Genomic DNA, 20,658 nt, shown 5'->3' with positions numbered 1-20,658 from the left:
ACAGCAAATGCAGTTCTCGCCGCGAATTCCAACCCTAATTGATCTTCAAGCGATTCAAACCGTTCGAGAAATGCGGGATGCTACCGGACGGAAGGTCCCGGGAAAGTCGGACCTTCGCGGCGATAACGGAAAGCGGCCAAACTTGGTGGACACCTGCCTGATTGCGGACCGTCTGCACCTGGAGCGCTGAAAACCTATGTCGCTGCGGCCGGCTTTTTCGGGCTGGTCGATCGCTGGCAGGAAATCGAATTCCATCCGACGTTCATCCGCATCCACACCGGCGCCTGCGACGAAGGCATGGGCGCCTATGACGGCGATCGATCGCATGCCCTGTCGCCACTGGGTTTCCACGGCATCACGCCGGAAACTGTAAGCACCACGCATTATTTCTGGTCGATGGCGACCAACATCACCCAGGGGGACATTCCCGACCTCGTCTTTGAACAGACTGCGCGCACCTTCAAGGAAGACCAGATCGTCTTGGAGATGCAGCAGCGGCGGATCGCGCGGGAACCGGGGCGGCCGATGCTGGACATCGCCAGCGACGTGGGCGGACGACAGACCCGCCAGTTCATCCAGCGCCTGTTCCGGGTACAGCGGGAGGAAGAGACCGCCGCTGTGTGACCGGAGCCAGCGCCATCATCTTGCCAGCAACGGCCCCAGTTCCGCTATCTGCCCGCCGGGCGCCGCCTGTTGCAACAGGCGGCCGAGCAACTCGATGGCGTCCTCGGTCTCCGCGCGGTGGGGCAGATAGCGCTCCGCGATGGACAGGCCGCGAACCGACCACACCATCAGGCGCATGACCGCCAGGGCCTGCGCCTCGTCTCCGCCAAAGGCGCCCCGCATCACGGCCAGCGCCGATCGTTCGACCGCCTCCTGCATCGGCACGACCAGCGCCGCCAGTTCGGGATCGCTGCGTGTTGCCTGCAATATCTCCAGTACGGCCATGCCCGACGTGCGGCCCAGCACGGACCACAGCATGCGAGGCCAGTCGTAAAGATGATCGCCAAGTCCCGTGCGCACGCGGATATCCTCATATTCTGCCATTTCATGATCGAAGACATAGCGCACGACATCGGCCATCAATACCGCCCGCGTCGGGAAATGATGCAGCATGGCGCCGCGGCTGACGCCCGCTGTCTGCGCGATGAGCGTGGTGCTGGCGCCCGCATAGCCCCATTTTCCGATCACGGCGATCGTGGCGTCGATTAGCGCCATGCGGGTGGTGGCGGTACGCTCCTCCTGGGTCCGACGGGGCTGGGGTGCGGCAAGGTCCTGCATCTGATCTTCCTTCCTGGTGCCCACGGCTTATGCCGCACCCACCGATCCTGCTTTCTCAGCTTTTCCCGCTCGTCGGGATGTATAACGAAAATGGATCGATATCCATAACAACAATCAGGATTGACGGTTTGTATGTCAAAGATTTATGCGGGGAGCAAGTGCAGAGGATCTGCACATCGAGGGGGGATAGGATGCGGAAAGCAATATTGTTCGCGGGCGCCAGCCTGATCGCGGTGGTTCAGCCGGTCCAGGCGCAAACCGCCCAGTCCAGCGAAGGCGTCGCCGAAATCGTCGTCACGGCCCAGCGCCGGGCCGAACGGTTGCAGGATGTCCCCGTCAGCGTGACCGCGCTTGGCGGCGATACGCTCAAGTCCCGCAACCTCAACGACCTTACCCAGGTCGCGCTCGCCGCCCCCAGCCTGCAGGTTGGCAGCGACAATAGTTTCGCGATCCGCGGCGTGGGCACCCAGGCCTTCGCTACGACGATCGATTCGAGCGTCGCAACCGCGCTGGACGACGTCAATCTGGGCCGACCGTTCCTGACCCAGGGCCTGTTCAACGATGTAGAGCGCGTCGAAGTGCTCAACGGGCCGCAGGGTCTGTTGTTCGGCAAGAATGCGTCGGCCGGCCTGCTCAACGTCGTATCGACCCGCCCAAAGATCGGCACGTTCGCCAGCGAAACGAACCTCGAACTGAACAATCGCGACACGCCGGGTAGCAGCGATGCGTCATGGTCCGCCATCGCACGCCAGACGGTCAATATCCCGGTTGGCGACACCGGCGCGCTGCGCGTCAACGGCACCTATTCCATCGAAGAGCCAGGCACCAATTTTGTCGGCGCCGGCGGCGTGCGCAACGATCTGGATCGCAAACAATATGGCATCCGCGCCAAATATTTGCAGGAGATCACGCCCGCGCTGGAATTCTATGTGATCGGTGAATATGCCGAATCCCATGGTGTTGCGGGTGTTTTCGACCGTAGCTATCGACAGCTAGGCGCTGGTAGCATCAATGCCGGCCCCTTGGCCGCTTCTGGCATCGTCGCAGGCGACCGCAATTTCACCGTTGCAGGCGATGGCGGCTTCTGGCGCGACCTGAAACTGGGTGGGGCTCAGGCTGCGCTGACCTATACGGCCGACAGCGGGCTGGTCGTCAGCAACATCGCCGCGTGGAAATTCTATAATTTCGATTCGCAGCTGGATGTCGATTTCACCAACAGCAATGGCGCGAACATCAATCGATCCAATGCCGATTACGACCAGTTTTCCAACGAACTGCGCGTAGCCCTGCCGGTGGACAATCGTCTGTCAGGCCAGGCTGGCCTCTATTATTTCCATTCCACCATCAAGCAGAGCAGCCAGATTGCGGGCAATAACTACCTGCCCGATTTCCTGCTGCCCAGCTTCCCCTTCTGCGTCGGCGCGGCCGCCGTGCCTGGCGCCTTCCCACCCACCTGTTCGACCAGCAACAGCTATTTTCTGGGTCGCGACAATGTCTATAGCATGAAGACCGACAGCTATGCCGCCTTTGGCCAGCTGACATTCGCCGTCACCGACCAGTTCAAGCTGTTCGCCGGCGGCCGCGTGACGCGCGATGAGATCAGCATCGACCTGGATCAAAATCGGGGCGCTTATTTCGTCACGCTGGGCGTGCCGGGCGCCATATCGGAGAGTTTCGGCAATACCGACTTCAGCTGGCGCGCCGGCGGCCAGTATCAGGTGACCCGCGACGCCATGATCTACGGTTCCTACGGCCGTGGTTACAAGGGGCCAGGCTTCAACGATACCGGCGCGACCGCCAATGCGCCGTTGGTGGTGCAACCGGAAAAGTCGAACACCGCTGAAATCGGGTTCAAGACGAGCTGGTTCAATCGCCGCCTGATCGTCAATGCGTCCGCCTTCCACACCAAGTTCGACAATTATCAGACCCAGTCGCTCGACACCCAGCTGCAAAGTTTCATCGTCCAGAACGCGGCGTCGGTGACGAGCAAGGGCGTCGAACTGACCGTGAACACCAACCCGCTGCGGGGGCTCTCGATCAACGGGTCGGCGACGTTCCTCAATTCCAAGTTCGACGATTTTGCCGGCGCAGAATGTTATCCTGGCCAGGCGACACCCAGTTGCGCGGCCACGGGATCGTTCAACGCGCGCGGCCGCCGTACGCCCACAGCGCCGAAATTCACGTCGTCCGTGCAGGCGATGTATGAAGTGCAGACGTCAGGGACGGTGCATCCCTTTATCGAGGGCAACTGGTATCATCGCACGGCGATCAACTATCTGATTAACGGCGCGCCCGGCGCTACCGTACCGACGCTGGACCTGATCGGGGCCAGCGCGGGCGTGCGGCTGGACAACGGGATGCTGCTTTCGATCTTCTGCAAGAATTGCACGAACGAATATAATCCTAATTTCATCGGACTGGACGCGGGCGACGCTATCGCGGGCGTCGCCTCCTATCAGCAGCAATTCGGGTTTGATTCCGTGCGCACCATCGGCGCCAACATTCAGTTCCGTTTTTAAAGGCGACCCAGATGCTTTCCATATCCCGTCGAACGATGATCCATCTGGCAGGCAGCAGCCTGGCTGCAACGCTGGCGGGACCAGCGCTGGCCGCCAGGCGAAAGCTGCGCCCCGATTTTCTTTGGGGCGCGGCGACCGCCGGTCACCAGGTGGAGGGCGGTAACGTCAACAGCGACAGCTGGGTCATGGAGCATCTCCAGCCCAATGCCTTCGCCGCGCCTTCGGGCGATGCCTGCGACAGCTATCATCGCTGGCGCGAGGACATGGCGCTGGTCAAGCAGATGGGGCTCAACTGCTATCGGTTCGGCATCGAATGGTCGCGGATCGAGCCTGCACCCGGCGAATTTTCGATAGCAGCGCTCGATCATTATCGTCGCATGGTGGAAGGTTGCGCGGATTTGGGGCTAAAGCCCTTCGTCACCTATTCCCATTTCACCGTGCCGCGATGGTTCGCGGCGAAGGGCGGATGGGAAGAAACCGCCAATATCGACCATTTCCTGCGTTTTTGCGAGCGGGCGGCCAAGGCGCTGGGGACCAATTACAGCCATGGTCTGACATTCAACGAGCCCAATCTGGCGGCACAATTGTCCTGGCAACCCGCCTTCCGCGCGACGATGCCCTATTTCGCCCAGGGCAATGCCGCCGCCGCCAAGGCGGTGGGCAGCGATCGCTTCTCCTCCACGCCCGTCTTCGATGCTGCGCTTGCCGCCCCGATCCAGGCTGAGGCGCATCGCCGCGCGGTGGACGCGATCAAGGCGGTGCGGCCAGACCTGCAACTTGGCCTTAGCCTGGCCGTTGCCGATGAGCAGGCCGGGCCTGACCCGAGCGGTCTTCAGCGCAAGATCGCCCATGTCTATGCCCCCTGGTTCGAGGCAGTGGCGAAGGATGATTTCGTCGGCGTCCAGACCTATGGCCGGGCCGTCGTCGGCAAGGATATGGACCTGCAACCGCCAAAGGGCGTGGAATTGACCCAGGCCGATACGGAATTCTACCCGCAAGCGCTCGAAGCGACCGTCCGCTGGGTCGCGAAGGCGACGGGTCGCCCGGTGATCGTGTCGGAAAATGGCGTGGCGACCACCGACGACAGCCGCCGCGTCGCCTTCATCGACGGCAGCCTTGCCGGCCTTGGCCGCGCGATCGCCGATGGCATCGATGTGCGGGGCTATATCCACTGGTCGCTGCTCGACAATTTCGAATGGAACCGTGCCTATACCGCGCAATTCGGGCTGGTCGCGGTCGATCGAACGACCTTCCGCCGCACCATGAAGCCTAGCGGATTGCATCTGGGGCGCTACGCGCGCGACAATAGCCTCTAGCGCGCACTTTACTTTCCTCACGCCTCGCCAAGGACCGTCCCATGCCCGCTGTTGATCGCCGTTCGTTCCTGGCTACAGGCGCCATCGTTGGGTGGGCCGCTCCGCACGCCCTGGCTGCGGACATAGCGACGTCTGCAGTGGTCACTGGCCTGCGCACCGCGATGCGTGACGCGCCGATCGGAATCGGCGATCGGCAACCGGCGCTGTCCTGGCGCGTTGAGGGCGGGGAGGGGGCGATGCAGGCCGCCTATCGCGTGCTGGTAGCCTCCAGCGCAGCGACACTGAAGCAGGATCGCGGCGACCTGTGGGATAGCGGGCGGACGGAAAGCGCCAATTGCACCGGCATTCTCTACGCCGGATCGCCGCTGCATTCGGGCCAGACCTGTCATTGGAAGGTCCAGATGTGGGATCAGGCCGGTAAGCCCTGCTGGAGCACGCCCGCCACCTGGGACATGGGCCTGCTGGAGCCGGGTGACTGGTTGGGCGACTGGCTGGCGGTCGAGGACGCGACCGAGCGCGACGATCGCGTCGCAGGCACGCAATGGGTCGGTGGCGCAGCCCCGTCTCCCGCCGCGCAGCGTTCGTTTCGCCTCGCTTTTCGCAGCGGCTCCGGTGAAGCGCTGCTGACGATCCACGGCGATGGCGTGATGTCGCGACTGATGCTGGATGGAGCGCCTATCACGTTGCCGACCCGCGATCCCAATGCATTTGGCGGCGCACCCGCGACGCGCATGTCGCTGCGACTCAGTGCTGGGGACCATGTTCTAAGAGTCGATATTGCACCGACACCGGGCTTTTTCGTCAAACCCTTTGTGTCGCTTGCAGCGCAGATCCGCCTCGACGGGGCGGCGGGCGCTCGGATCAGCACGGGCTGGGAAACCCGGTTGGGTGACAAGGGCGACTGGGTAGCCGCCAGTCCGCTCGATAAACAGCCGGTCTTTCCATGGCCGCCCACACCGGCCCGGTTGCTGCGACGCGCCTTTGCCAACAGGGGTGGGGTCACCCGCGCGCGCATCTATGTCGCGGCCTTGGGCGGCTATCGGCTGTGGCTCAACGGCCGCCGGGTCGATGAAGATGAATTGCAGGGCGAACCGGCCAATTACGCCGCCCACATCCCCTATCGCGTGCATGACGTCACGTCGCTGGTACAGGATGGCGACAATGTCATCGGGGCGATGGTCGGCGACGGTTACTATGCCAGCTATCAGGCGCCCAACGGCCGCTATGCCTTTGGCGAAGCGCCGCGCCGCCTGCGACTGATGCTGGAAATCACGCGGCTTGACGGGCGGATAGATCATGTCACGAGCGATGACGACTGGCGCCACACCCGCGCGCCTGTGCTGATGTCCGAAATCTATGCCGGCGAGGACCAGGATCTGCGCTTGTGGCCGAAGGGTTGGAACCAGCCGGGGTTTGACGATGCTCGTTGGGACCGCGTCTGGAATGCCCCCGCGCCGACCGCACCCTGTGTCGCCGCGCTCGCAGACCCTGTCCGCGCGACCCGATCATTGGGGCCCCTATCCATTCGCAGCATGGGCCAGTCGCGCCATATCGTGGATTTCGGCCAGAATTTCGCGGGCCGCGTTCGGTTGCGGGTCAAGGGTAAAGCTGGGCAACTGGTCAGTGTTCGACATGCTGAAGTGCTCTCTGCAGAGGGCGAGCTGGACCGCAGCAACCTGCGCGCCGCGCGCGCCGAGGATCGCTACCAGCTCAGCGGGACGGCCGACGTTGAAACGCTCGAACCGGTATTCAGCTATCAGGGCTTTCGCTATGTGGAAGTGGATGGCGTCGCCGCCCTGACGAACTCGATGATCGCGGGTATCCAGCTTTCCAGCGCTATGCCGGAAACAGGCACGTTTCGGATCGACGCTCCCACCGTTCAGAAATTATGGCTCAACACGCTGTGGAGCCAGCGCTCCAACTTCACGGGCATCCCCACCGATTGCCCCCAGCGCGACGAGCGGCTGGGCTGGACCGGGGACGCGCAGATATTCTGGGACGCGGCGAGCTTCAATATGGATGTCGGCGCCTTCACCCGATCCTACAGCCGGATCCTGCGCGCGGCGCAGGGCGCGAACGGCGCGTATCCGCTCTGGGCGCCCTCTTCCGAAGGACTGGGCTGGGGCACAGACAGCGCCACGCCGGGGTGGGCCGATGCCGGCGTAATGCTGCCCTATATCGCCTATCTTCACAGCGGCGATCGCAAGGTGGTCGATGAGAATTGGGACGCGATGACGGCCTATGTGGGGGGCATATTGGCGGCCAATCCCGACGGATTGTGGAATAACAAGCGAGGCGCAGATCTGGGCGACTGGCTGGCGCTCGATGCGCAATCGCCGATGGACGAAACCACGCCCAAGGCGTTGATCGGCACGGCCATGCTCGCACGGTCGCTGGATCAGGTGGCACAGATGGCTGCATGGACGGGTCGCACCGCCGACGCAGCGCGATGGCGCACGCAGCACGGCCGCGTGCGCGACGCCTTCGCCAAAGCCTTCGTCAGGGCGGACGGCACCGTTGGCAATGGCAGCCATTGCAGCTATATCTTGGCATTGCGCCTGGGCCTCGTTCCCATCGCCTTGCGCGCCAAGGCAGGCGGTCTGCTTGCGGCAGACATTCGTCGGCGCGGCACCTTGCTATCGACGGGCTTCCTTGGCACGCCCCTGGCGCTGGACGCGCTGGCCGATGTCGGCGAAACCGGCCTTGCCTGGGATCTGCTGCTGCGCACCGATTTCCCCTCATGGGGTTATATGGTCAAGCGCGGCGCGACGACGATCTGGGAGCGGTGGAACGGCGATACCGGCGACGTCGCGATGAACTCATTTAACCATTATGCGCTCGGCGCGGTTTGCGGATTTCTTTACCGCCGTGTTGCGGGCATCGATCCGATCGAACCGGGTTTTGCCAAATTCCGCGTCGCGCCGGTGCTCGATAGTCGCATCGTCCGGTTCGGTGCCCGTGTGGACAGCGTCAGAGGGTGCATTGAGACGCAATGGTCCTATCTGGAGGGACGCGTGCAACTGGAATTGACCGTTCCACCAAATTCTTCCGCGGAAGTTCTCTTGGCCCAGGATCACCGGACGGTCGGTCCGGGCAAGCACAGACTCAGCTTTTGACAGAAGCCTTCCCGGTTGGGCGAACGGATAAGACCGGGATGAGCGCGGCCTTCGACCCTTAAGACCTGACTTTCCTTTAGTTCGATCCGGCATTTAAGCGAGGAACAGAAAAATGATGACACGCAGACTTGGAGCTTTGCTACTGACAATTGCTATCTTCGGAAGAGAAGTCGAATTGTCGGCACAGCCTACCGGCATGCCTCCCGCAGTGCCGACGATGGCGCCGAGCGAACCTGACGCTATCGTTCTTGACCCTGTGCGCGGCAAGACCTCTTCAGAAGTCTGGGCCAAGATCATGAACAATTATGTTGTCAGAAACGTAACCCAGCCGACGATAACGCCCGTGCTGCCTGACCCTGCGAAGGCGAACGGCAAGGCGATCATTGTGGCGCCAGGCGGTGCGTTCATGATGCTGTCCCTTGGATGGGAAGGCTGGAATGTCGCAAGGACGCTTGCCGACCACGGATATACCGCGTTCGTACTCAAATATCGGCTGCTGCCGACTCCCAAATCCGAGGATGAGGCCGGTCCCTATGTCCTTGGGAAAATGAACGCTGGCCTTCTGGGAGAGGGCAAGATGCCCACTCTCCAGAACCCGGACGCGACGCAAGACGGCCTGGCCGCCCTGCGCTTCGTACGCGCGCACGCCCAAAAATATCACATCGATCCCAAGAAAGTCGGCATGTTGGGCTTTTCCGCCGGGGCGATGTTGTCCCTGAATACGGTGATTTCCGCTGCGCCGGGCGAGGGGCCAAATTATCTTGTTTATGTCTATGGCCCACAGGCTGCAGTCGTTGTGCCGACCAACGCGCCACCGATGTTCGCCGCGATCGCATTTGACGACCCTCTTTTTCCTACAGGGGGATTTCCGCTAACTCAGGCTTGGCATCGCGCCGGCAAGGCGGTTGAACTGCACGCCTATCAATCGGGGGGACACGGATTCAGCATGGGATTCCCAGGCTCGACCACGTCGCTCATCATGAGCGAGCTTCTCGCTTGGCTCGACATGCAGGACCGCCCCGCACCCGCGCCATGATCTGCGATAACAGGTAGCAACGATCCTGCCACCGTAGGCTGACGCCCATGCAACATCTCGGGTTAACGGCCCACGGCAGCTTTCGTCAGAAACAGACTTTGACGTCATGACTCCAGAGCGTTTTAAAATGGTCGGCATCTGACGGGAAAAGAACCGTTTTCAGCCGAGGATCGCGACTTAGTCCGAAGAGCCTGGGAAGGATCGACACCGACGGCCTATAGATGAGTTGGAGCGGTCACTGACACCCTATCTGCAAAGCTACAGACGCAGAAAGTCTAGTCCTTGCTGGGTGGGTAGCTGATTGCGCCCACCCATATTTTTTCATTTCCGTGGGATCTGAAATATTATCGGGCAGAGGGGGGGCGCTAGGCCTCGTTGCGGTGTCAGGCCAGATGTGGGCCTATTAGCACCATATCGGCGGGCGAAAGCCGATCGGCTGCAGTGTCCCGCTGGTGCCAATAGGGGTAGAGCAAGGGCAGGCGACTGACCTGTTCCAGCCTGGCCGCTTCCTCCGCCGTCAGCTGCAGTTCTGCGGCTCTTAGATTGTCGGTGAGTTGCGCATCGGTGCGCGCGCCGATCACCAGGCTTGTAACGCCGGGCCGTCCCAGCAGCCAGGCGAGTGCGACCTGCGCCGGGCTTACGCCTTCGCCGCGCGTTGCTGCGATTTCGACCAGAATCTCGACAATATCATAGAGCGCCTCGATATCGCGAACCGGCGGCTCGTTCCAGTTTGCCGCCTTACGCGTGCCTTCGGGCTCGGGCTTACCGCGCCGATATTTGCCCGATAGCAGCCCGCCAGCAAGGGGAGACCAGATCACCCCGCCTACACCCTGATCGACCCCGATTGGAAGCAACTCATATTCTGCTTCGCGCGCCTGAAGCGTATAATGGATCTGCTGTGCGATCGGGCGGATCGTCCCCTCGCGCTCTGCTGCGGCAATCATCTTCATGATGTGCCAGCCAGAGAAATTAGAGACGCCGACATAGCCGATCTTGCCGCTACGGGTCAGCATGTCGAACGCAGCCAGAATTTCCTCGACTGGGGTCAGCCCATCCCATTCGTGGCACCAGTACAAGTCGATATGGTCAGTGCGCAGGCGCTTGAGGCTCGCTTCGCAAGCGCGCACGATATGGTGACGCGACAGTCCGCGTTCGTTCGGGCCCTTGGCGCCGGTGGGAAACCGGACCTTGGTCCCTACGATCAGCTTTTCGCGGCGGCCGCCGGCGAGCGCCTCGCCAATAATCTCCTCTGACAGACCGGCCGAATAGATGTCGGCGGTGTCGATACTGTTGACGCCCGCATCGATGCACAGGTCGATCTGGCGCTGCGCACCGCTCATGTCGGTATTGCCGGTCTTGGCAAAGGCACCGGCGCCGCCAAAAGTCATGGTACCAAGCGTCAGCGTCGACAGCTTAAGGCCTGAGCGGCCAAGAATGCGATAGTCCATGAAATCCTCTTTCTATGCACGCGAGATAGACCCAAGCCGCATGGCAAGGGTAGGGGAGGTTAGGCGGCGAGTTGCACCTTCATATCTAGGTCTCGCGCTGTGATCAGAAAAATATACCGTCATCTCTTGCCCAACGCGGACCTGTTATGGCGGCTGCTGCGACGACGTGAGCCGGACGCTCCATCTCATCTCGATACCGCCCTTTAGGCCCGGCTCGAACACCTTAGGTTGCGCTAAGGTAATGTCCCTCGTGCAGCTGTCAGGCGAAATATGTTTCGAGCAGCATTTTTGAAGCGTGCCGCGCCAATGCCTGGGTAGGGGCGTTGGTATTGCCACTGATGATCTGCGGCATGATAGACGCATCGATAACATGCAGGGCATCGATCCCCTTCACCTTGAGCCGGGCGTCGACGACCGCATCGAGGTCTTCCTCCCGTCCCATCCGGCAGGTGCCCACGGGGTGCCACATGGTGGTTGCCGCCTTTTTGACAAAGGCGCCGATGTCCTCATCGCTCTGGACCTGCGCACCAGGGACGAATTCCTCTTCGATTATGTCGGCGAGCGACCGCTGTTCCATCACCTTGCGTACCGCTTTCACCGCCGCGATCCCGACGCTTAGGTCATAGGCGTCGCCAATGAAATTGGGATCAATCAACGGCATCGATAATGGATCGGCGTCTGCCAGTCGCACCGTGCCACGGCTTCGCGGCTGAAGTACGACCGTTGCGAAGGTGACCCCTGAACGCGCGCCCGACGGATTGAGGCCATCTTCTGAAATAATCGGCTCATGATAGCATTGGACGGTCGGCTCATCGTTGGAAAGATTATCCGGATCCCAATAGGAGACCGTTTCGATACCATTGCCCGACGCAGGTCCATCGCCGGTCACAAGATAGCGCATGCCTGAAGCCAGCATGCCAACACCCTGTGCCGCTGCCTGATACCCCATCTTGCCCTTTACGAAGGCAGCGATGGGAATGATGGGATGATCGTGCAGATTTTCACCAACCCCTTTGAGGTCTGCGACCACCGATATGCCATGGTCTTCCAGATGCGCGCGCGGTCCGATGCCCGAATACATCAATATCTTGGGGGACTGCACCGCGCCGGCTGACAGGATCACAAGACCTGCCCGGATAGTTTCGACCCGGCTGCCCCAGTGAAGTTCAACTCCGACTGCACGCTTGCCCTCGATCAGAACCTTGCTCACCGTCCGTGACGTCAGCAAATCCACTCGTCCTTTGCGGACGTGGGGGTGGAGATAGGCGACAGCAGCGCTCGCACGCTTGCCCTTGTTGGTATTGGCCTGAACAGGCGAGACGCCGGTCTGCCGAGCGCCGTTATAGTCGGCATTATATTGCAGGCCATATTCCTGGAACGCCCGCATACATCGCTGATTGAGTTCGTTGATCCCCTGCGGCAGTTCGACCGATAGCGGACCATCGATGCCATGATGCTCATTATGGAAGGTGTCGTTGCGCTCCTGCTCGATATAGGTCCGGCGCATCGTTTCCCACGACCAGTCGCCGCTGTCACCGACCGCTTCCTGCCAGGCGTCGAAATCCTGCTTCTGCCCGCGTACATAGCACATGGCGTTGACGGACGTGCCGCCGCCCACGACCTTGCCCATGCGATAGCGCCGCTCCTGCCCGTTTACAGAAACCGTATTATAGGCCCAGACATTCGTGTCCTTGGCCAGCATCTTGGAATAGCCGGCAGGGATATGGATCATCGGATTGCGATCCATCGGCCCCGCCTCGATCACCGCGATGCTCTTGTCTGTGTGTCTGGCAAGATAATCCGCCACGACACATCCGGCCGCGCCGCTTCCAACAATGACGATGTCATAATATTTGTCCGACATGGTATGTCGCAGTCCTTATGCTGTCGGGTAGGTTCAGAATGGATAGGCCGGTGCTTCGCCCTTGATCGTAACCCACTGCCATTCGGTGAATTCTTCCCAGTTTGCCGGGCCGCCGATCGCGCTGCCATTACCCGATGCGCCGACCCCGCCGAAGGGATTGACCACTTCGTCATTGACCGTCTGATCGTTGATATGCAGCAAGCCGGTCTGGAGCTGTTCACCCAGCGCCAACGCACGCGATACATTGCGTGACAATATGGCGGCCGACAGGCCATATTCCGTCTGGTTGGCCAGCTTTACTGCCTCGGCGTCATTGGCAAAGGTTGTGACGACGGCCACCGGACCGAAAATCTCTTCGCGAAATGCGCTCATGTCAGGGGTAACACCAGACAGGACAGTTGGCGCATAGAAGAGCCCGTCCGACGTGCCGCCTGTGGCCAGGGTTGCACCGGCATCGACCGTTTCGCGCACGACCTTGACGACATGATCGGCCTGCCGCTGATTGATGAGCGGCCCGATGGCGATGGTCTCGTCGGTCGGATCGCCCATCGGCAAAGCCTGAGCCTTCTGCGCCAGCGCTTTCACGAAATCCTCGGCGATAGCCTCATGCACCAGCACCCGGCCCGCTGACATGCAAATCTGCCCCTGGTGCAGGAACACGCCCCACGCCACGTTCCGCAACGCCAGGTCGATATCCGCGTCATCCAGAACGATGATCGAATTTTTGCCACCCAGTTCGAGCGACACCTTCTTGAGGTGGCGACTGGCATTTTGCCCGACCATGCGTCCGGCGCCTGTCGATCCTGTAAACTGGATCATGCCGATTTCAGGATCGCTGCACAGCGCTTCACCCGCTTCGCTGCCACCCGGGAGCACATGCAGCACGCCGGAGGGGAGGCCAGCGAGCTCAAACAGGCGCGCGATCACCAGCCCGCCGCAGATTGCCGTGCGCGGATCAGGCTTTAGGATAACGGCATTGCCCACGGCCAGCGCGGGTGCGACCGCCCGCATCGCTAAATATAGCGGAAAATTGAACGGTGCGATGATGCCGACAACCCCGATCGGGCGACGCCGGGCCAGATTGATGCGGCCCGGGCTTGTCGGCAGGACCAACCCCTGCGCCTGATGTGGCATGGCTGCGGCCAACTGGATCGCCTTGAGCGTGACCTTCAACTCAAAGGCTGCCTTGCCACGGGCCGAACCGCTTTCGCGCACCAGCCAATCTATAATGTCTTCGCGATATTGTTCGCCCACAGACAGGGCACGCAGGAAAACCGCCGCGCGGTCGTCCGGGCTGTTTGCAGCCCATTCGCGTTGTGCTTTGCGCGCTGATTTGGCAGCGATCGCAACCGTATCTGCATTGGCCAGCGCAATCGTACCCAGCCGTGCGCCGGTCGCCGGCTCGACGGCCGCTACCAGATCGTCGCCGCTTGACCAGCCATTGCCGTAAAACATACCGGAAAGATAATTTTCGGGCAGAAACGTAGCGGCTGTCTGTGCGCTGCTATTGGGCATGGCCATCTCCTTATTATGGTTTCAAACAATCGTGCTGCCCTTCAGATGGAGACCCCCACTTTGCTTTGCAAAGACCAACTTGGTTGCCGATTATATCCTGGGGGTATAATCATCTGGCATAACCGAAGAGGACCTATGGCCGACATTCGACGCTTGCGCTATTTCGTCACGGTAGCGTCCGAACGCAGCTTCACACGTGCCGCTGCCCGGCTGAACATGGCGCAGCCACCGCTCAGCCGACGCATCCAGGAATTGGAAGAAGAGGTCGGCACGACGCTGATCGAGCGGAGTTCCCGTCCGTTGGTACTGACGCCTGCGGGCCAGCTTTTCTATGTTCACGCGCTTCAGGTTCTGGATCGCCACGATGTCATGGAGCGCGCGATGGAGGGATATATCACCGCCCAGCGCCCTCGTTTTACGCTGGGCCTGCTTCCTTCCGAATTTTACGTTCGCCTGCCTCAGATCGTGCGCCGTTTTCGAACGCAGGCGCCCGATACCGACCTCATCCTGAGTGAAATGAGCAGCTCAGAACAGATTGAGGCGTTGAAGGCTGGGCGCATCGATGCCGGGCTCGGTCGGGTGCGTATCGACGATCCGGCGATTTCGCGCGAATTGCTGCGGGAAGAAAGGCTGGTCGCTGCCGTACCCGCAGGCTGGGGAAGCCCGCACGATCCCATCGATCTGGCCCAACTCGCGCGCATGCCCCTGCTGCTCTATCCCCGTGAACCCCGGCCGAGCCACGCCGACGTCATATTATCCATCTTTCGCGATTCAGGCCTCACGCCTGACGAGGTCATCGAGGTGCGAGAGCTGGAAACGGCGTTGATCATGGTTTCGGCAGGCGTTGGTGCCTGCCTCATCCCGGCAACGTCGCAATGGCTCGCCCATCCCGAAGTCGTCTGCCGCCCCGTTCGACCGAAGGCCGCGTCCCCCATTTTCCTCTATCACCGGCCCGGCGAAATGTCTCTTCAGTTCATGACGCTGCTTCGGACATTTGCCTCCTTGTTTGCAGAGTGGGGCTATCCGCTCTCACCGCGCCTGCTTCAGGCAAGCCAGAAGCAGATCGACTGAACCCACCCATGCGCAGGAACGGTAAGATACCGTTCCTGCGCATGTGCCGGTGTGTCAGAAGATTTTAAGGACGCGTAGCTGTACGCGACCCGCTTCGCGAAAGCCCCCTTCGACATGCACCATCCGGCCCGCAATGGCCTCAAGCTGTACGCTTTTCGAGACCATGGTCTGCACAGCGGCGCGGATCTGCTGATTTTCGGTCTTAGTGCCATTGTAGAGGCCGTCGACCTGCTGCTTGCCGCCCCAGTAGCCTGCATAGCCCAAGGATAGCGATGTCTTGGGGTTCAACGCATATCGGCCCCACAGCTGCACCGATGCGCTCTTGTCTTGCGACAGGGTCTGTTTGGCCGCGCCATATTTGTCATTGTCGCCATACCAGATCACATCCCCCGTCAGATCGAGGGTAATGCCCTTGCCCAATCCTTTGATCAGGCCGACCTGAAGGTCATAAGTCATCCGGTTCCCGCCCAGATTTACCGCTTTTTTGTGGTTGTAGGTTCCGGTGGGGAAAGTCAGGATCGGCGATACGCCCAGATAGGTCGCATGGTCAGGGTCGGGCTTGTTCACCAGCCACACGGTCGCAAAGGGCGTTATATCGCCAATGCCGCTGGATTTGTTCAGGCGCTGCCCATTGACCTTGCCATCATAAATGGATCCGAATGGCACGATGACCTGCGGATCGACGATGAACGGGCCGATCTTCATGAAATGCACAAACCGGGCGAGGCCGATTGCGGATCGAAGCCTGGTCCCGTCCTTCAATGTCCCGACATCTGGCACCTGCAACTGGTCGCGGTCAGTATAGATGCCGTAGAGCAGAGCCAGATTGGTGCCCTCAGGCAGCGCGGTATAATCGCCCGGATCGACATCGACTGCATGAGCCGTACCCGAAATTCCGGCAAGACCGGCCAGCGCGGCAGCCAGGCGCAAGACGCGCGACATCATTGGCATTCCAACCATAAAAACTCCCATAAAGATTATGTTGTGATCCCTCAGGCCGCCAGAAGGGTGCCTGCCTGTTCCCCGATGATGACGCAGCCGGCCATCGTATTGCCCGTTGTGACGCGCGGCATGATGGAAGCGTCGGCGATGCGCAGGCCCTCAATGCCGTGGACCCGCAACTGGCCATCTACGACCGCCATCTCGTCACGCCCCATCTTTGCGGTACAGCTTTCGTGCCAGTAGGTGACGGCGGCATCGCGGCAGAAATTGTCGAGCAGGGCGCCCTTCATTGGTCCTGGCATCACTTCACGCTTGTTATAGGCGGCCAGTGGCCCAGAATTGCCGATCTCCCGGCATAGTTCGATGCAGCGAAGGATGGCTTTGCGATCGGCTTCTTCGGCCATGGTGTTGGCAAAGATCTGAACCGGTGCGTTCGGGTCGGCCCCGGTGATCTTCACTTCACCACGACTTTGCGGCCGCACAACGGCGGGGGCCAAAGACCAGCAGCTGGGCGGCGGCGCGAACTGCTTGCCGGTTTCCTGGCTGGTATAGGGTAGTTCGATCTGAAAGGGCTGAAGGTCGGGCGTGTCCAGCCGCGCATCGCTTTTCCAGAAGAAGGTCGCCTCCGCCGCATTATTGCGAAAGGCGAGCGGTTCCTTATACTCCCAAACGCACCCCGCGATCATGAAATGATCCTGATAATTTTTGCCCACGCCAGGCAGATGATGCACCACCGATATGCCGTGGCGCTTGAGTTGGGCGGCATCGCCGATGCCGGACTGCATCAATATCTTGGGCGTGTTGATCGCGCCCGTCGACAATATGACTTCCCGCGCCGCGCCGATCGAGAGCGGCTTTCCAGCGAGTAGGATATCGACACCGGTTGCGCGCTTACCCTTGAAGCGTATCTTCTGCACCATCGCCTGCGTCAGGACGGTGATGTTGGGGCGATCCAATATTGGCCGGACATATGTGTGGAATACCGATAGACGCTGCCCTTCCTTGATGCGGACATTAGGAATGGCAGCGCCGCCCGACCCCTCCATCATCGCACCGTTCATGTCGCTGAAGATGGGAATGCCGACCCCTTTGCAGGATTCCAGCATCGCCGGCGCGATCGGTAACGGATTGTCGGGCGCCTGGACATGCACGATGCCGCCTTTGCCACGACGCAGCGCGTCTGGTTCGCCTTGCCAGTCTTCGATCCTGCGATAGATTTTCAGCACATTCTCGTAATTCCATCGATCGTCGCCTGCCTCTGAGGCGAAATAGTCCCAGTCATTTCTGTGCCCCCGTGCCCAGATCATGACGTTAATCGACGATCCTCCGCCCAGCACCTTGCCCATGGAGAGCGGCATGCGACGATTATTGATGTGCGGATTGGGTTCGGCAGCAAAGGCCCAGTCGCGCTCGCCGCCTAAATTGGTGAACCACTGCCCGGGCTTTTCGACGCTGGGCACCTCATCGCTGCCGCCAGCTTCAAGCAACAGCACATTGACGGCGGGATTTTCCGCCAGGCGCCGTGCCACGACTGCGCCGGACGATCCCGATCCACAGACGATATAGTCGTAGCTTTTGCGTAGATTGGCGCCTAGCTGCAACTGATTGGCCCGCGCCCGCTGGGCAAAGCCCGCCATCCCGGCAGCGGTAGCGATGCTCAGGCCAGCTGATAGGGCAAGGCGCATGAAATCGCGCCGTTCAATCGTACCATGCAGCAGTGCTGCCTCGGCTTGAGCAATATGTGACGCCGATGCATCAGGCGATTGGATAAATTTGGTCAATCGATCACTCCCCATCCTGTCGCTTATGCGGCGGGGGACATGATCATGAGGCAAGATGAAGGCCATCCAGACAGGATGTCCATACCCTTTTGCATCAACTCTCCGCCCTCGCTGTCATTGCGCGGTCTGTTCATTTTATGCATTCTGAGAGGAAAAACCCCGAGAATGGTCATTCTGTAATTGGCGGAAGGGTCGAGCGTCCAAGACTATCGGGATATGCGTTCATACCAAAACAGGTATAATATGATGGGGTTTTGGGACTGAACTGTCATCCGACAAATGATATTAATTGCATATGCGAACTAGCTAGCTGCGTCGCAACAAATCAGAGGGTGGGTCGGGGCATATGCTTAAAAATACGTCATCTTTTGTTCTTGCATCCGCAGCAGCCTGCTCATTGTTACCAACGGTCTCAATGGCAGACGACGAGACGGACACGATCATCGTCAATGGCCAGACCGAAAGCGGCTATGGCGTAACGTCGGCGATCACCGGCATGAAGATGGACGTGCCATTGCTTAAAGTGCCGCGGTCGGTGACGGCCGTCTCCAGTCAGGTATTGCAGGAACAGTCGGTCGATACGCTGACCGATGCGCTGCGCAATGTGAGCGGCATCACCGAGGCCAATAGTTTTGGCAATACTGGCGACAATTTCATGATCCGCGGCTTTGAAACCGGCCTCGGCTCCATCCTGCGCGATGGCTATATTAGCGTGCAGGTGCGGGCGCTCAATGCTTCAACCGAGCGGGTCGAGGTCCTGAAAGGTCCGGCGTCGCTGCTCTATGGGCGGCTCGAGCCGGGCGGCTTGATTAATGTCGTGACGGCTCATGGAGAAGCTGAAGCTGACGGTGAATGAGGAGAAGACACGCATCTGCAAGGTGCCGGACGAAACGTTCGATTTTCTGGGATACACGTTCGGTACGATGTACTCCGCGAAAACCGGCAAAGCCTACATGGGCCACCGGCCATCAAAGAAAAGCATCCAGCGCGTGGTCGCAACGATCCACGAGCTTACGGACCGAGCGCATACATGGCAGGATACCACATATCTGGTGGCCAAGATGAACCGGGTGCTGCGCGAATGGGCCAACTACTTTTCGGTGGGCACTACGAGCAGAGCATATCGGGCCGTCGACAGCTACACAGCGGTGCGGTTGCGTCAGTGGCTGCGCGCCAAATACAAAACCAGACGACGGCGAGAGGGAGCCTATCACACCCCCGGCTCTACGAGCGCTTCGGCCTTGTGCGTCTGGCGGACTTGGCCGCGGCCCGCCGTGGGTGAAGGCGTGATGTCTTGTCCGAGAGCCGGATGCGGGAGATCTGCACGTCCGGTTCGATGAGCAGGGAGTGGAAACGGACCGTCTGGCAAGCCCCACAGGCGCGCCGCACGACACCGCGCCACTTCCTGACTCTACCGGACTATCCAAAGCCCAAATTGCGATGCCCGCTTTCTTTGCGCGAGCAATCGGGCCATGGGGAGCCATGCGGAATACAGGTATCTTTCTCGCCATCGCCCTCAGCTTCGGGGCTGTCACCTCACCCGCCCATGCCTGGGGGCCTGTAGGCCACCGGGTCACCGGCGCCATCGCCTATGAAAACCTCAGCGGTGTTGCCCGCGCGAATGTGAAGATCCTGTTGGGGACAGAAGATCTGGCTGAAGCTGCGACCTGGCCTGACGACATGAAATCCGATCCGACCGATTTCTGGCAGAAGACTGCAAGCCCCTGGCATTATGTAACTGTCCGCGAAGGGGATGACTATAAGGGTTCAGACGCGCCCGCAGAAGGCGATGCGATGACGGCCCTCACGCGGTTTACGGCCGCGCTGCGCGATCCAAAGGCGTCGCCCGACGACAAACGCCTCGCCCTCCGCTTCATCGTCCACATAATTGGTGATCTGCATCAGCCGCTCCATGCAGGCGGCGGCAATGACCGTGGTGGCAATGACGTAAAAGTGAACTGGTTCGGCCGTCCAACCAATCTGCATTCGGTGTGGGACTCAGGCATGATCGAGCAACGATCACTCTCCTATTCCGAACTGGCAGGCTGGCTCTCGCGTTCGATCACGCCTGCCCAGACAGTCGAGTGGAGTAACCGTGATCCTTTGGTCTGGCTCCATGAAAGCATTGCGTTGCGCAAGACGATCTATCCGACCGATGCCAACCTCTCCTGGGACTATGCCTATCAACATCGCGCCGAGATCGACGACAGGCTCAAGCATGCGGGCGTCCGTATCGCAGCCTATCTCAATTGGGTGTTCGAACCTACCGAAGCCAAAGCCGCAAAGGCGAAGTGAGCTGCCCAGAGCTCCCGGCATGAGCTGACCGGCATCCTGCTCGGGGACGGACCTTATCCCGTCCTGCGCGTGGATGATGGTGGGGAATGGCGTCTCGACATCAGCGGCCGCCATCATCATCTGCTGGGGCGCCGGGTCCGCGTTTCTGGCACGAGGTCGGAATTCGACATGCTGGACGTCAAATGCATTGAGCCTGCCTGGGACAGGCGGCTATCCTGTGCCGGCGACTCATTTCAGAGCCGTCTCAAGGCATGAGGCCGATGAAAATCCTGTTGTCGTTTCTGGCCGCCGCCTTACCCGTTGTCGCCAGCGCCGCCCCCTGCAAGGACGCCAAGGGCAAGTTTACCAAATGCCCGGAGAAGAAAGCCGCTCCCAAGCGCTGCAAGGATGCCAAGGGCAAGTTCGCCAAATGCGGATCGCCCGGCGCGAAGTCTGCTTGATTGGCACCAGTTATCATCGATGTGCGGTGCCACA

17 protein-coding genes are annotated in these 20,658 nt (G+C 60.5%); 11 read left to right on the top strand and 6 right to left on the bottom strand.

Going from position 1 to position 20,658, the window contains the following annotated elements; translation table 11 throughout:
• Positions 1 to 153 precede the first annotated feature (153 nt).
• Positions 154 to 624, top strand: coding sequence for a hypothetical protein (locus tag BMX92_RS15310; RefSeq protein WP_371262405.1), 471 nt, complete (start codon positions 154 to 156; stop codon positions 622 to 624).
• 15 nt (positions 625 to 639) lie between these two features.
• Here the strand turns inward: BMX92_RS15310 and BMX92_RS15305 are convergent, their stop codons facing one another.
• Positions 640 to 1,281 carry a TetR/AcrR family transcriptional regulator gene (locus tag BMX92_RS15305; protein ID WP_093018132.1) on the bottom strand — a complete coding sequence of 214 codons (642 nt, stop codon included), beginning with the start codon at positions 1,279 to 1,281 and terminating at the stop codon, positions 640 to 642.
• Positions 1,282 to 1,472: 191 nt separating this feature from the next.
• Between BMX92_RS15305 and BMX92_RS15300 the strand changes: the two genes are divergently transcribed.
• The 4 genes from BMX92_RS15300 (at position 1,473) to BMX92_RS15285 (ending at position 9,268) form a co-directional block, all read left to right on the top strand.
• Positions 1,473 to 3,800, top strand: coding sequence for a TonB-dependent receptor (locus BMX92_RS15300; protein WP_093018023.1), 2,328 nt, complete (start codon positions 1,473 to 1,475; stop codon positions 3,798 to 3,800).
• An 11-nt stretch (positions 3,801 to 3,811) separates the two neighbouring features.
• Positions 3,812 to 5,116, top strand: coding sequence for a glycoside hydrolase family 1 protein (locus BMX92_RS15295; RefSeq protein WP_256213451.1), 1,305 nt, complete (start codon positions 3,812 to 3,814; stop codon positions 5,114 to 5,116).
• A gap of 41 nt (positions 5,117 to 5,157) precedes the next feature.
• Positions 5,158 to 8,232, top strand: coding sequence for an alpha-L-rhamnosidase (locus BMX92_RS15290; RefSeq protein ID WP_093018019.1), 3,075 nt, complete (start codon positions 5,158 to 5,160; stop codon positions 8,230 to 8,232).
• Positions 8,233 to 8,344: 112 nt separating this feature from the next.
• Positions 8,345 to 9,268 (top strand): alpha/beta hydrolase, encoded by a 924-nt coding sequence (locus BMX92_RS15285; RefSeq protein ID WP_256213450.1) that lies wholly within the window; start codon positions 8,345 to 8,347, stop codon positions 9,266 to 9,268.
• Between the two features lie 383 nt (positions 9,269 to 9,651).
• Here the strand turns inward: BMX92_RS15285 and BMX92_RS15280 are convergent, their stop codons facing one another.
• The 3 genes from BMX92_RS15280 to BMX92_RS15270 all read right to left on the bottom strand — a co-directional run bounded on the left by BMX92_RS15280 (position 9,652) and on the right by BMX92_RS15270 (position 14,095).
• Positions 9,652 to 10,716 (bottom strand): aldo/keto reductase, encoded by a 1,065-nt coding sequence (locus tag BMX92_RS15280; RefSeq protein ID WP_093018015.1) that lies wholly within the window; start codon positions 10,714 to 10,716, stop codon positions 9,652 to 9,654.
• A 259-nt stretch (positions 10,717 to 10,975) separates the two neighbouring features.
• Positions 10,976 to 12,580, bottom strand: coding sequence for a GMC family oxidoreductase (locus tag BMX92_RS15275; protein ID WP_093018013.1), 1,605 nt, complete (start codon positions 12,578 to 12,580; stop codon positions 10,976 to 10,978).
• 33 nt (positions 12,581 to 12,613) lie between these two features.
• Positions 12,614 to 14,095, bottom strand: coding sequence for a benzaldehyde dehydrogenase (locus tag BMX92_RS15270; RefSeq protein ID WP_256213449.1), 1,482 nt, complete (start codon positions 14,093 to 14,095; stop codon positions 12,614 to 12,616).
• A gap of 135 nt (positions 14,096 to 14,230) precedes the next feature.
• On the opposite strand from BMX92_RS15270, the gene BMX92_RS15265 reads away from it, so the two are divergent.
• Positions 14,231 to 15,166 carry a LysR family transcriptional regulator gene (locus BMX92_RS15265; RefSeq protein WP_093018011.1) on the top strand — a complete coding sequence of 312 codons (936 nt, stop codon included), beginning with the start codon at positions 14,231 to 14,233 and terminating at the stop codon, positions 15,164 to 15,166.
• 54 nt (positions 15,167 to 15,220) lie between these two features.
• Here BMX92_RS15265 and BMX92_RS15260 read toward each other — a convergent pair whose 3' ends face one another.
• On the bottom strand, positions 15,221 to 16,111 hold the full coding sequence (locus BMX92_RS15260; RefSeq protein ID WP_177185071.1) for a transporter: 891 nt from the start codon (positions 16,109 to 16,111) through the stop codon (positions 15,221 to 15,223).
• A gap of 47 nt (positions 16,112 to 16,158) precedes the next feature.
• Entirely contained in the window at positions 16,159 to 17,889 is a 1,731-nt protein-coding gene (locus tag BMX92_RS15255; RefSeq protein WP_218145794.1) for a GMC family oxidoreductase, read from the bottom strand.
• Between the two features lie 346 nt (positions 17,890 to 18,235).
• On the opposite strand from BMX92_RS15255, the gene BMX92_RS15250 reads away from it, so the two are divergent.
• The 5 genes from BMX92_RS15250 to BMX92_RS15230 all read left to right on the top strand — a co-directional run bounded on the left by BMX92_RS15250 (position 18,236) and on the right by BMX92_RS15230 (position 20,624).
• The gene (locus tag BMX92_RS15250; RefSeq protein ID WP_093018007.1) at positions 18,236 to 18,745 is read left to right on the top strand and encodes a TonB-dependent receptor plug domain-containing protein; all 510 of its coding nucleotides are present in this window, start codon (positions 18,236 to 18,238) and stop codon (positions 18,743 to 18,745) included.
• Complete coding sequence (locus BMX92_RS15245) at positions 18,717 to 19,229, top strand: group II intron maturase-specific domain-containing protein (protein WP_218145793.1); 513 nt, start codon at positions 18,717 to 18,719, stop codon at positions 19,227 to 19,229. Before BMX92_RS15250 ends, BMX92_RS15245 begins: the two co-directional genes overlap by 29 nt.
• Before the next feature lie 142 nt (positions 19,230 to 19,371).
• The gene (locus BMX92_RS15240; RefSeq protein ID WP_093018005.1) at positions 19,372 to 20,184 is read left to right on the top strand and encodes a S1/P1 nuclease; all 813 of its coding nucleotides are present in this window, start codon (positions 19,372 to 19,374) and stop codon (positions 20,182 to 20,184) included.
• A 24-nt stretch (positions 20,185 to 20,208) separates the two neighbouring features.
• Positions 20,209 to 20,439, top strand: coding sequence for a DUF5818 domain-containing protein (locus BMX92_RS28050; protein ID WP_093018003.1), 231 nt, complete (start codon positions 20,209 to 20,211; stop codon positions 20,437 to 20,439).
• Between the two features lie 5 nt (positions 20,440 to 20,444).
• Positions 20,445 to 20,624 carry a hypothetical protein gene (locus BMX92_RS15230; RefSeq protein ID WP_177185070.1) on the top strand — a complete coding sequence of 60 codons (180 nt, stop codon included), beginning with the start codon at positions 20,445 to 20,447 and terminating at the stop codon, positions 20,622 to 20,624.
• Positions 20,625 to 20,658 lie beyond the last annotated feature (34 nt).

This window comes from Sphingobium sp. YR768, from assembly GCF_900111125.1.
Lineage (GTDB): Bacteria > Pseudomonadota > Alphaproteobacteria > Sphingomonadales > Sphingomonadaceae > Sphingobium.
This window is presented reverse-complemented; position numbering and strand designations above follow the sequence as displayed.

What these genes read in the sequence shown, in the direction of transcription:
- BMX92_RS15305 (WP_093018132.1), bottom strand. Translation starts at nt 1,281, where the DNA reads ATGCAGGACCTTGCCGCACCCCAGCCCCGTCGGACCCAGGAGGAGCGT.
- BMX92_RS15300 (WP_093018023.1), top strand. Translation starts at nt 1,473, where the DNA reads ATGCGGAAAGCAATATTGTTCGCGGGCGCCAGCCTGATCGCGGTGGTT.
- BMX92_RS15295 (WP_256213451.1), top strand. Translation starts at nt 3,812, where the DNA reads ATGCTTTCCATATCCCGTCGAACGATGATCCATCTGGCAGGCAGCAGC.
- BMX92_RS15290 (WP_093018019.1), top strand. Translation starts at nt 5,158, where the DNA reads ATGCCCGCTGTTGATCGCCGTTCGTTCCTGGCTACAGGCGCCATCGTT.
- BMX92_RS15285 (WP_256213450.1), top strand. Translation starts at nt 8,345, where the DNA reads ATGATGACACGCAGACTTGGAGCTTTGCTACTGACAATTGCTATCTTC.
- BMX92_RS15280 (WP_093018015.1), bottom strand. Translation starts at nt 10,716, where the DNA reads ATGGACTATCGCATTCTTGGCCGCTCAGGCCTTAAGCTGTCGACGCTG.
- BMX92_RS15275 (WP_093018013.1), bottom strand. Translation starts at nt 12,580, where the DNA reads ATGTCGGACAAATATTATGACATCGTCATTGTTGGAAGCGGCGCGGCC.
- BMX92_RS15270 (WP_256213449.1), bottom strand. Translation starts at nt 14,095, where the DNA reads ATGCCCAATAGCAGCGCACAGACAGCCGCTACGTTTCTGCCCGAAAAT.
- BMX92_RS15265 (WP_093018011.1), top strand. Translation starts at nt 14,231, where the DNA reads ATGGCCGACATTCGACGCTTGCGCTATTTCGTCACGGTAGCGTCCGAA.
- BMX92_RS15260 (WP_177185071.1), bottom strand. Translation starts at nt 16,111, where the DNA reads ATGATGTCGCGCGTCTTGCGCCTGGCTGCCGCGCTGGCCGGTCTTGCC.
- BMX92_RS15250 (WP_093018007.1), top strand. Translation starts at nt 18,236, where the DNA reads ATGCTTAAAAATACGTCATCTTTTGTTCTTGCATCCGCAGCAGCCTGC.
- BMX92_RS15245 (WP_218145793.1), top strand. Translation starts at nt 18,717, where the DNA reads ATGGAGAAGCTGAAGCTGACGGTGAATGAGGAGAAGACACGCATCTGC.
- BMX92_RS15240 (WP_093018005.1), top strand. Translation starts at nt 19,372, where the DNA reads ATGCGGAATACAGGTATCTTTCTCGCCATCGCCCTCAGCTTCGGGGCT.
- BMX92_RS15230 (WP_177185070.1), top strand. Translation starts at nt 20,445, where the DNA reads ATGAAAATCCTGTTGTCGTTTCTGGCCGCCGCCTTACCCGTTGTCGCC.